We start from the raw sequence: 11,271 nt of genomic DNA, 5'->3' as shown, positions 1-11,271 counted from the left end.
CCAACGTTCTCATAAATTCGGTATAGTAAGTACATAGTTTTGTGTTTGACACAAAAGGAGCTGGAAAACGTGTATACCATCCTGATCGTTGAAGACGATGAACGAATTGCCAATAAATTAAGCAGCGCTATCGCTAAATACGATTATACCGTAAGGATCATTGATGATTTTAGCCGGGTTATGGACATTTTTACGGATACGAAACCGGATCTGGTTCTGCTGGATGTCAATCTGCCGAAATACGACGGGTTTTATTGGTGCCGCCAAATCCGCACCCAGTCCCACTGCCCAATCATCTTCATCTCCGCGCGGGATAGCGGCATGGATCAAATCATGGCGCTGGAAAACGGGGCGGATGATTATATTACGAAACCGTTTGACATGGAGCTTGTTCTAGCCAAAATCCGCAGCCACTTGCGCCGTGCGGTGGGGGCTTACGCCTCCGGCCAGGAGGAGGAGCATCGGATTGAAGGCGCCGGTCTTATCCTGTATCCCGAGCGATTCATCATAGCCTATAAAGATCAATCCACCGAGCTTACACAGAAGGAAGCAGCCCTGCTAACGATGCTGATGGAAAAGGACGGCCGTGTGGTCAGCCGGGAAAGACTGCTGGACCTCATGTGGGAAGATCAGCATTTCATCGACGATAATACACTGAATGTATATATTACAAGAGTTCGCCGCAAGCTTCGCGAGCTGGGAGCCGGAGACCTCATCGAGACCGTTCGGGGAGCGGGCTACCGGTTTATGACGGGCAGGGAGTCTTTATGAGGCTGTTCCTGCGGGAGCATCTCCCGCTCATCCTGTTTTTCACCTTGCAAATGCTGCTTGTCCCCCTCCTGTACTGGCTCACTGGCGAAGGCAGGCCCTTTGCTATCGTGCTGTACGGGATCCTGTTGAGCAGCACCGTGCTGCTCGCCTATCTTGTGTACCGCTACCTATCCCATCGCACGATGTATCAAGAGCTTTCTTCCGAGGAGCTGTCAGAAGAGTTCTCCAACCCTCCCTTGGGCGAAGCGCCCCTGCCGTACGCGCTGCATGAGCGTATCAGCCATTATGAACGTTTGTATCGCGAGCAGCTGCATCGGCATCAAAATCAAACCGACCAGCATCTGGCCTTCATGAACCGCTGGGTTCATCAGATGAAGACCCCGCTCTCCGTGATACAGCTAACACTTGACGAAGTCGGAGAGGCCCCCGCCGAACATATTCGGGAAGAGCTCGAGCGATTACGAAAAGGTCTTGAGATGGTGCTGTACACCGCCCGCCTGGACCGGTTCGAGCAGGATTTCGCGGTCGAAGCCACCCGGCTCCGGGCCGCGGTTAGCGAGTCGGTTGTCGAGAACCGTATGCTGTTCATTCGTAAAGGCATAACACCGGTGTTCCACATCGATGAATATATCTGCGTTTATACGGATGCCAAATGGTTTCGATTCATGCTGGGTCAGATTCTGACCAATGCCGTGAACTACTCGGGTAGCCCCAGCAAGAAGATTTATTTAACCACGGAGGTGTCAGGAGAATATGTGGAGCTTCACATCCGCGATGAGGGGATTGGCATTGCACCGGAGGACATCAACCGGGTGTTCCACCCCTACTTCACCGGAGAGCGCGGCCGCCAATACCACGAATCCACCGGCATGGGTCTGTATCTTGTCCGTGAAATCGCCCATAAGCTGGATCATTCCGTAAAGCTGGAATCCACGCTCGGCGAAGGAACCACCGTTACCTTGACGCTGCGCAGAGCCGAAAACCAAGACACATCTGGGCCCTAGGTGTGTCTTCTTTGCATTTACTGAGGCTCCATTCTTTCACAGAAATACGAACAACTGATGCGAACATAACCTTATGGCAGATGTAAGCTCCGTTTCACCTAAATCCATGGCAGGTTCAAGGCAGGATACGCTAGAGTTAGGTTACACGAGTCAGGTGACACGAATCAGATATACAGAAAGGAGCTTACAGATTTATGGATATTCTTGAAGTAAAAGCATTAAACAAAGTATATGCGGGCAAAGTGGCAACACAAGCTCTTACCGATATTCATCTCACCATCAAAGAAGGAGAATTCGTCGGGATTATGGGCCCTTCAGGCAGCGGTAAAACCACCCTGCTGAACATGGTCTCCACGATCGATCGTCCCAGCTCGGGCGAGGTCAAGATCGGGGGCAGAAATCCTTACACTATGAAAAAAAGCGAGCTGGCCCACTTTCGACGGAGACAGCTTGGCTTTGTGTTCCAGGATTTCAATCTGCTCGATACGTTAACGGTTGCCGAGAACATCGTGCTTCCGCTGACGCTGGACCGCCGTCCGCTCAAGGACATGGAATCACTGCTGGAGCAAGCCGCTACTCGGCTTGGTATTCGCGATATTCTCAATAAACGTGTATACGAGATTTCAGGGGGACAACGTCAGCGTACTGCGATTGCCAGAGCGATCATCGGCGCGCCTCTGCTGCTGCTTGCGGATGAGCCTACGGGAGCGCTCGACTCGAACTCCTCGCGGATTGTGATGGAGTCGCTTGCCGAGATCAATGAGCGGGATCGCACCACATTGATGCTGGTTACGCATGATCCTTTGGCCGCAAGCTACTGCAACCGTATCGTCTTTATAAAAGACGGCAAGCTTGCCGCTGAAATTCATCGCGGTGAGAACCGGCAGACTTTTTTCCAAAAAATCATCGATACGCTATCGTTCTGGGGAGGGAATACTAGTGAGCTTTCCTCAATTCGCGTTTAATAACATCCGGCGTAACGCGCGTCAATATTTCGCTTACCTCCTCAGCAGCTCATTTATGGTGATGATCTTCTTTACGTATGCGGTATTCATCTACCATCCGGCTATCGAGAATTCGCCTATGGGCACGATGACGCGCACGGGAATGACGATTGCCACCGTAATTGTTTATGTATTTGCCTTCTTGTTTGTGCTGTATTCAATCAGCGTCTTCCTAAAGTCACGGAACCGGGAGTTCGGCATTCTTACCATCCTTGGAGCCGAAGCCAAGCAGATCAATTGGCTGATCTTTCTGGAGAATATTCTGATCGGTGCCGTTGCGATCGTAACAGGCATCGCTAGCGGAATGCTGTTATCCAAGGTATTCCTGCTCATCAGCACCAAAATCATTGATATGGACGAGCTGCCGTTCTATTGGCCGTTCAAAGCGATGCTGCTGACCGCCGGTGCATTCGCAGCGCTGTTTCTCGTCATTTCACTGTTCACCTTGTTGTTTATTCGAAAGAATCAAGTATTGGAGCTTCTCAAGGGCACGAGCAAACCGAAAACCGAACCGAAAGCAAATCTATTCCTGGCCCTCTTGGGCGTGGCGCTGCTTGCCATCGGCTATGCCGCTCTTCGTGTCAAAGAGTTAGACCCTACGGGACTACTGGTCGCCGCGGTAACCGGGATTATAGGCACGTATTTCTTCTACTCCCAGCTATCCGTGTGGGTCGTCCGTATGCTGCAGCGAAATCGTACAACCACATGGAAAGGGACGAATCTGCTTTGGATTTCCGAAATGAGTTACAAAATCAAGGACAATGCCCGCATGCTGTTTCTAGTCACGGTTGTGGTGGCCCTGGCTTCCATGAGCACCGGTTTCGTGCTGGCGATGCAGCAATCGACCAAGGCCGTTTATTTGGATAATCCGTATGCACTAAGCTACACCTCCTACAGTAACACTAACAAGAATAAGGCACAGAAAGAATTAGCTCAAATCGAGCATCGGCTGCAGTCTGAAGGGTTGACGTACAAACAAGCGGATGTGGAGACGATTTACTATGGCCTGTCAGGCCATGGGAAGGATCCTCTTTACATCGTGCCCCAATCCAGTTACAACAGCATAGCTTCCAAGATGAATGCTGCGCCGGTTACAGCATTTGGCGAGAAGGACGCTGTATTGGTGGAAACCCCGAGTGCAGCCAAGAGAAATGCAGGGACGCAGACGGCAATGGATATTGAGTTATCAGGGCAGCGGCATTCTGTAAGTTTGGAGAACCGAACCGATCGGCTTGCGGCCGTTGCATTCAGCGGAAAATTGCTGGTGATCCATGACAGCTTATTCGAGAAGCTTAAAAAACAACAAATAACCGACGGACTCGGCGTGGATCATCATTATCTATTCATGCTTCCAAATTCCCAAGGACTTCCTCAGAAAGATGACCCCGAAACCAAGCTCGGCATTGAGCTGGCGGATTGGAATCGGAATGTTATTAGTGAGGGGTTTATTCAATCCAGGGCGGAGAGCTATTACAGCTTCAAACAGGGAATCTCGTTATTCAGCTTCATCGGGGTATTTGTCGCCTTGATTTTCTCCATCTCATCCGCCAGCTTCCTGTATTTCAAACTGCATACAGAGCTTGCAGCGGACCAAACGATGTATCGATCCCTGTCCAAAATCGGACTCAGCACCCGGGAGATGAACATATCCGCAAGCATACAAATTGCTGTGCTGTTCTTTATTCCCATCCTGGTTGCGGCGCTGCAATCCTTGGTCGTGCTCGGTCCGGTTCTTGCATACCTGGATTCTCCTTATGTAAGTGGTCCTGTATTGGCGGCTTCATCGGCATTCCTGGCTGCCCAAATGATCTATTTCCTGATCGCCAGAGCCCGCTATATCAAGTCCGTGAATAGGATGATGGTGTAATAAATGGCCACAGTAAAAAATGAGACAGTGATGCAACGCCAGCCTGCCACTGAAAAGGGGCGGTTGCACTTTTTAGATCAGTTCAGGGGCTTTGCGCTGCTTGGTCTGCCATTTGTTAATGTATTGGCGCTCTGGCTTATCAATACACCGGAAACCACAGCGGATTTTTGGCTGCAGCGAGGACTTTACTTTTTCGTGGAGGCCCGATTCTACACCATCTTCACATTCCTGTTCGGACTGGGGTTCTATATGTTTCTGTCCCGAAGTGCTGGAGCGGGAGGAAAGCCAAGACTTCGGCTGTATATCCGTCGGTTAGTAATCTTGGTCCTGATCGGCTTCCTCCATCAACAGTATCAATCGGGTGAGGCATTATTCCATTATGCGGTTATTGGCCTGCTTGCGATCCCTCTCTATTGGGCTCCGCGGAGGGTTAATCTTGTCATTGGAGTGGTCGGGTTTACAGTTGCGGCTCTCATGGGAGTCAAACTGCTGACCATCCCGTTTCTGATCCTGTTAGGACTAACCGCAGGACAATATCGATTACATGATGCGATTCACAAGAAATTACGGTTAAGCAAGCTGCGCATGGTTTGGCTGCTGTCATTGCTCGGAACCGTCATGGCGATCTGCGCCATGTGGTGGGCAGCACCTCCCGAGCCGATGTCCCCGTTTCTATTCGAGGTAGAAGGCGAATCACCATCACCAACCATGCAGGCAGCCTTCACTCTGGCACACATCGGAATTGCGACTGGTCCTCTCGTCTCTGTATTTTATTTAAGCTCGCTTTTAATGATTGGACGCACTCGCCTAGGTACCAAGATATTGCATCCGTTACAGGCATACGGCCGGATGGCGCTTACCAACTATATTGGACAAACTGTCTTTCTGGTAGGTATTCAGCGCATGGTATTTAACGTATCGCCGACCACATATGTCGTCTCTACGCTCGTTTCTCTGGGAATTGTGGTCTTTCAGATCATAGCCAGTAATCTGTGGATGCGCTGGTTCCAATATGGACCGCTCGAATGGTTGTGGAGATGCGGTACCTACTGGACCATCGTGCCGATTCGCAAACAAACAGGAGACCGACAATAGGTCTCCTGTTTGTTTTGTTATTTTCGCCCAATGGTCATATAAATTCCAAAAATCTATAGCAGCCGCGTAACCAGGAAGACTGCAACCATGATCATGATCACTCCTCCAATGCGATAGATAACCAAGGACAGTTCACTTGGATCTACATCGCCCTTAAACCGCCACCAATTAGATAATAGCCAAGATGTTGTGGGACTGATGACAGAAATTAATCCAACGATAAAAAACACAAAAACAAAAAGCCACATTGGCACCCCTCCCTTGACTAACCATACCTGTTATCTCATTCTCCGCTCCATGGACCGAATTTCCTCTGCGATTACAGTAAATCCGCCCTCAATCTGAGAGTTCTCTACCCCGATGATACATAATCGAATTCGGTCATTATGCTGATTCTCCGGCAGCAGATGCAAATCCACATTTGTCACCAAAATTCCTCTCTGCTTCAAACGTTCCTGTATCGCAGAGGCCTTCACATACTTTGGCAGCCAGAGGGTGATGAACACGCCGGAGGAGGGGCAAGTATAAGGGATACCGCTGCCAAATACATCGGCGCACACCTCGATGGCATAGCGCATCTTCTCGCGATAATGGGCCCGAATCCTGGCTGTATGTCGTCTGTACAAACCACTTTTCATATAAATCTCAAGCGCTCCTTGGGAAAGGATTGGCGATGAAACATCCGCAGCATGCTTTTGGGCAAGGAACAAGTCCAGCAAGGGTTCAGGCAGAATAACAGCACCCATCCGCAAGCCCGGCAGAATCGTCTTGGAGAAGCTTTTGACATAAATGACATGGTTGGATGAATCCAGTGCATACAAGGGGTCCGCCTTCGTATCGTCCTCCAGATCCACCAGATAATCGTCTTCGACAATATAGACGTCATACTGCCTGGCAAGCTCGGCGATCCGCTGCTTCTGCTCCAGCGTATAGGTGGTGCCGAGCGGATTGAGAAATCTCGGTATCGTATAGAAGAATTTGATGCATCCGCTGCGAAAATGAGCCTCCAGCACCTCCAGATCGATGCCCTGTTCATCCCGTTCAATTCCAATAATGGGACAGCCTGCAGCACGGGCTGCCGCCAAGAAACCGAAATACGTCGGCTGCTCCACCAGCACGGCCTGCCCTCGTCCCGGAAATGACAGACGCGTCAAGATCGAGAAAGCCTGCTGTGCCCCGGTAACGACAGCGATGCGATCCGGCTTGGAAAAAATCTGCTGCTCATGGAAGTACTTACACAGCTCGTTTCTTAGTGAGAATATCCCCTGCGGATCGGTGTAGCCGAACAGCTCCTCCTTATACAGGGAGATCGCCTTACGCAGGCAATGCTCCATCTCCCGGAATGGCAAAAAATCGCCCCTAGGTGTCGTTGAGGCGAAATCTAGCGTCATGCTTTCCGTTCGCACAGGCGCAATGCTCTTCCCTTCTACAAGGTAGTATCCGCTCTTGGGCACAGGATATATGACATCCTCCCGCTCCAAGCTCTGATACGCCCGGACGACCGTATTGGGACTGCAGGAGAACATTTTGGCCACGGTCCGGACCGACGGCAGCTTATGACCTGGCCGAATATGACCCCCTTCCATCTCCCGGATCATAAACGCAACAATCTGTTCGTGTTTCGTCTCCATTCCGCTCATAATACTCACTCCCCTGTATTGATACAGTTGATCAAAATTGTCCTGGCATTTTCCTATCCTATGATTAGAATTAGCTTATTCCATGAGTTAGCGGAAGTAAAGATAGATGAGAGAGCTGGAGGGAAGAGCAATGAAAACAGACCGGGGGTATGCATGGGTCATTCTAGGATTTCTATGGACACTTGGTTTTGCTGCGGCTATCAGCCGATTCGTCATGTCTTATTACCAGCACGAGATGGCTTCGGATCTGGGCGCGGACCTGACCTTTATCAGCTTCACATGGTCCTTCAATATCGCCGTAGCCGCCATCTGTTCTCCACTCGGCGGATGGTTAACCGACCGCTATGGTCCTAAAAAAGTAATGCTTCTGAACGCACTCTTTGGGGTGCTGTCCATGCTGACCGTGCTCAAGCTTCATCATCCGGCGGGGTTCTTCCTGGGGCTCGGACTGCTCTCCGGTCTGTCCGGCATGGCCGCAAGTACGGGATATGTCCTGGTTGCAGGCTGGTTCAGCCGGCATAAAGCGAAGGCGCTCATGATCATGACCAGTGCAAGCTCCCTTGGACTAGCCATCCTGACACCTCTTTTTGTCAGCAACCGGGATTGGCTGGACTGGACAACGGCATTCACGATTACCTTATGGGTTACACTTCTATCCATACCGCTGATCCTGCTTATTCTGAAAGAACGCCAACCGGGCCAGCCTGCACCGAAGCCTCTTGACTCCGACTCGCCTCCTCCTTCGCCTGCACGGCTGCAGCTTCTCTCAATCGTCAGAGAGATGGCAACGAACCGTACGGTGCTTCTGGTAATCTTCGCCTTATTTACTTGCGGCTTCAGCATGGGCACGGTTGAGATGCATCTGATGGCCATTCATCGGCATGATCAGGTCGGCTCGGCAATGTTTACATCCTCACTGAGCATTCTCGGCCTGCTTGAACTCGCTGGCGGGCTGCTATTCGCCTTTCTCTTGGACCGGATGTCGAGAAGTCTGGCCTTATCCTTCCTGTATCTGTTCCGAATTGTGGCCTTTACGATGCTGTTTCTGCATTTCAGTATCTCTCCGATCGTCTTCTCGGTTATCTTCGGAGCCAGCTATTTAGGGGCGATTCCCGGCGGCATGCTGGTGGCTGGCGAAGCCATGGGTCATCGCTCCGTTGGATTGCAGACAGGGATGCTGCTTGTTTGTCATCAGGCGGGAGCTGTTCTCGGTTCCTTCGCAGGCGGATTTCTGTTCGACCTAACGAATAGCTACCAATGGTTGATCGGCCTCAACCTGTTGTTCAGCGCGCTGTCCGCGATGGGCTACTACCAAATTCATCGAGCATCCAATCGCAGACGTTCCGTCCCCGACCAGTCGGCGGCCGAGGCTTAATAAAAATTTCTATAGGCAGGTGTTTATCATGAAGATGGCATTTATTCTGTTCCATGGGATGACGTCCCTGGACCTTATCGGCTTCACCGATGGGATAACGAGGCTTTCCCACATCCAGCCAGAAGCTGAGATTTCCTGGGATTATTGTGCGATGAGCGCGCAAATTACGGATGACCGCGGGCTCGCATTTGCCATATCGCGGGTAAAGCCGGATCTATCGGAATATGATCTGGTCTTCGTTCCCGGCGGCTTTTCCACAAGGGAGCTAAGATTCGATCCCGATATGTTGACGTGGTTGCGGACAGCCCGGGAAGCCAGGTATATCATATCCGTCTGTACCGGATCGCTGCTGCTGGGCGCAGCCGGTCTGCTGGAGGGCAAGCGGGCTACCTCCAATGCATCAGCTTACGAGCTTTTGGCCCCCTACTGCAAGGAGGTCGTTCAAGCACGTATTGTCCAGGATGGCCGTATCATTACGGGCAGCGGGGTATCTTCATCCATTGATCTCGGTCTTTACGTATTAGAGAGATTAACCGATGCAGCCACCGTCGAACAAGTAAAGTCGGCGATGAGTTACCCGTATTACCAGACGGGAACCTCATCCTCGGTCTATTATGCCAAGACGGGCATCTAAATCTGGATGTTGGAACGGGGAGGCCTCGTTTAGGTTAAGCCAAGCCCCTCCAACCTGTAAACCAACTCGGATTTGGAATCGAGTCGTATCCGATACAGTAGAAAGGGACAATCCGTGCATGGGCATCAACGCCAAGCTGGATCGTCCCTTTCCCTTTATTAGCTTATCTGCAGTCGGTCCGGTTATCCGTACGCTCAACGAATTTCCGTTCCGGGTTCCAGCGCCATGACGGAGTCTCTCCCTGCACATGCAGACCCCCTACCCATTTATCGATCATTCCGGTGCAGGCATATTCGGCCTTTCCGTCTAATATGTCCCGTCCCCGATTCGTTACTTGCAGCACTCGATCCTGGAATTGGGGAACGGAAAGCTTGAAATCAGGAAAAGGCTCCGTTCCATCGATCAAGAGCAAGGGATCCGGCCCCTCCGTCATCTTCGCCAGGTAATACCAGAACTCGAGGTCTCCCATTCCAAGTACATGGAGCTGGTCCCCTACCTTTCGGAATAATTCATAAGGTTTATCGGTTCCGCCCGCTACGGCCTCCAACGTGGTCTGCTCGATGATCCCGAGCCCATTGTTTACAGAGGGCAGCCGTGCCAGATGAGCCTCGAACGCATCCCTCGCAAAAGGCAACGCCGAGGAGTCCACCTCCAGCATATGCTGATGCTTCTCCGGTTGATCCGAGGTATAGGCTTCCCACAGCTTGCTGCCCAGCATGAGCTCTTCTTTTCCAATCGCATGCCATGTACCCGATAAAGTCTCGAGCTGTTCCGTGCTAAGCTGCCCCAGCCCGCGGAACAGCTCGATGCCCGGGTATGCGCCAATGCACAGCAGACTTAGCTTCGTATTCCCCAGTGCCTGTTTCTTGAACCAATGCAACAAATAAGCCAGCATCGTCTGGTCAAACAGATCATGCTCAAACCAGAGCACGATTTCATCATATTTGCGAAAATCCTGGAGCTTCCTCTCCTGTGTCTCACAGGTCTCGATGTATTCCTTCTCCGGTATTCCGAGCGTGTGCTCCAGATACTGAGCTCTTGCCTTTCGGTTACCTGGCTGGTCCATGCGCTTAAAGACAGGACCGAATGAATAAAGCTCTCTCCAAACCAGGATATCCCCTTGAATATTCCCTTGCTTCAACTTATCCCCCACTGAATCTCCGTTAACGATATGCAGCATACGTCTGCCTCCCTCATATAGATCGGTGAACACCGATACAAAGTCGGCTACATGAAGCGTGTTCTTCAGCTTCCGCCGGGCATCAAAGAGCCGCTTCTTCAAAGCCGGCAAGGAAATGTCCATATACTGCGAAATCTCCCGCAGGCTGTAGCCTTGAAAATAATAAAGCTGGACTGCAATCCGCATGCTGGACGGCAAATCCGCAATCGTAGCATGAAGCTGACTAATCATTTCTCTTTTTTCCACGACCGACTCCAGGCTCCGCTGTTCTTCCGATAGCAATTCAACCTCATGAATGGGTACCATTTGAAAGTGCTTGCGGCGCAAGTCCCTGTAACACTGCCGCTCCACAATCACTTTGAACCATCCGGGAAAACGCCGGGGATCCTGCAGCTTATGCAGATTTGCAAAGGCCTCCGTAAATGCCTCCTGCACGGCATCCTCCGCTAAATAGGGGTCCTGTAATTTATCGTAGGCCACGGCCAGCGCCATGCCGGTAAAATGCCGGACCAAGCTTTCCTGAGCCTCCGCACTGCCCCGCTTTGCTTCTTCAATCCATTGGAACACGTTCATTAACCTCCCTTCTCGATGTCTCTATCTCTAAGTGCCGATTCATATAAAAAAGGTTACCTCACACTACACTATTTTTAGCACTTTATGAACGAAAAACCTTATGTATCGATGGGTCATCATTATGAATT

The 11,271-nt window shown here is 51.0% G+C and carries 10 protein-coding genes; 7 read left to right on the top strand and 3 right to left on the bottom strand.

Features of this window, described 5'->3' with window-relative positions; all coding sequences use genetic code 11:
• Nucleotides 1-69: 69 nt before the first annotated feature.
• From AM231_RS25960 to AM231_RS25940, 5 genes are all read left to right on the top strand, one after another.
• The gene (locus AM231_RS25960) at nucleotides 70-771 is read left to right on the top strand and encodes a response regulator transcription factor (RefSeq protein ID WP_054405251.1); all 702 of its coding nucleotides are present in this window, start codon (nucleotides 70-72) and stop codon (nucleotides 769-771) included.
• On the top strand, nucleotides 768-1,775 hold the full coding sequence (locus AM231_RS25955) for a sensor histidine kinase (protein ID WP_054405250.1): 1,008 nt from the start codon (nucleotides 768-770) through the stop codon (nucleotides 1,773-1,775). The genes AM231_RS25960 and AM231_RS25955 overlap by 4 nt, the downstream gene beginning before the upstream one ends.
• A 194-nt stretch (nucleotides 1,776-1,969) precedes the next feature.
• On the top strand, nucleotides 1,970-2,740 hold the full coding sequence (locus tag AM231_RS25950; protein WP_054405249.1) for an ABC transporter ATP-binding protein: 771 nt from the start codon (nucleotides 1,970-1,972) through the stop codon (nucleotides 2,738-2,740).
• Nucleotides 2,715-4,646 carry an ABC transporter permease gene (locus AM231_RS25945; RefSeq protein WP_054405248.1) on the top strand — a complete coding sequence of 644 codons (1,932 nt, stop codon included), beginning with the start codon at nucleotides 2,715-2,717 and terminating at the stop codon, nucleotides 4,644-4,646. The genes AM231_RS25950 and AM231_RS25945 overlap by 26 nt, the downstream gene beginning before the upstream one ends.
• A gap of 3 nt (nucleotides 4,647-4,649) precedes the next feature.
• Nucleotides 4,650-5,741, top strand: a complete 1,092-nt coding sequence (locus tag AM231_RS25940; RefSeq protein WP_054405247.1) for a DUF418 domain-containing protein — start codon at nucleotides 4,650-4,652, stop codon at nucleotides 5,739-5,741.
• Between the two features lie 53 nt (nucleotides 5,742-5,794).
• Here the strand turns inward: AM231_RS25940 and AM231_RS25935 are convergent, their stop codons facing one another.
• Both AM231_RS25935 and AM231_RS25930 read right to left on the bottom strand, forming a co-directional pair.
• Nucleotides 5,795-5,989 carry a DUF6199 family natural product biosynthesis protein gene (locus AM231_RS25935; protein WP_054405246.1) on the bottom strand — a complete coding sequence of 65 codons (195 nt, stop codon included), beginning with the start codon at nucleotides 5,987-5,989 and terminating at the stop codon, nucleotides 5,795-5,797.
• Between the two features lie 30 nt (nucleotides 5,990-6,019).
• A complete protein-coding gene (locus AM231_RS25930; RefSeq protein ID WP_242615311.1) occupies nucleotides 6,020-7,381 on the bottom strand; it encodes an aminotransferase-like domain-containing protein in 1,362 nt (453 codons plus the stop codon).
• Between the two features lie 130 nt (nucleotides 7,382-7,511).
• Here AM231_RS25930 and AM231_RS25925 point away from each other — a divergent pair, with 130 nt between their 5' ends.
• Both AM231_RS25925 and AM231_RS25920 read left to right on the top strand, forming a co-directional pair.
• Nucleotides 7,512-8,756, top strand: a complete 1,245-nt coding sequence (locus AM231_RS25925; protein WP_054405245.1) for an MFS transporter — start codon at nucleotides 7,512-7,514, stop codon at nucleotides 8,754-8,756.
• A 28-nt stretch (nucleotides 8,757-8,784) separates the two neighbouring features.
• Nucleotides 8,785-9,390 (top strand): DJ-1/PfpI family protein, encoded by a 606-nt coding sequence (locus tag AM231_RS25920; RefSeq protein ID WP_054405244.1) that lies wholly within the window; start codon nucleotides 8,785-8,787, stop codon nucleotides 9,388-9,390.
• 163 nt (nucleotides 9,391-9,553) lie between these two features.
• On the opposite strand, the gene AM231_RS25915 is transcribed toward AM231_RS25920, so the two are convergent.
• Entirely contained in the window at nucleotides 9,554-11,143 is a 1,590-nt protein-coding gene (locus AM231_RS25915; protein WP_082341808.1) for a sigma-70 family RNA polymerase sigma factor, read from the bottom strand.
• Between the last annotated feature and the right edge of the window lie 128 nt (nucleotides 11,144-11,271).

Origin of the sequence: Paenibacillus solani, assembly GCF_001277345.1 — a bacterium.
Classification (GTDB): domain Bacteria; phylum Bacillota; class Bacilli; order Paenibacillales; family Paenibacillaceae; genus Paenibacillus_AQ; species Paenibacillus_AQ solani.
Note: the sequence above shows the minus strand (reverse complement) of the source record. Positions and strands in the feature narration are given on the sequence as shown.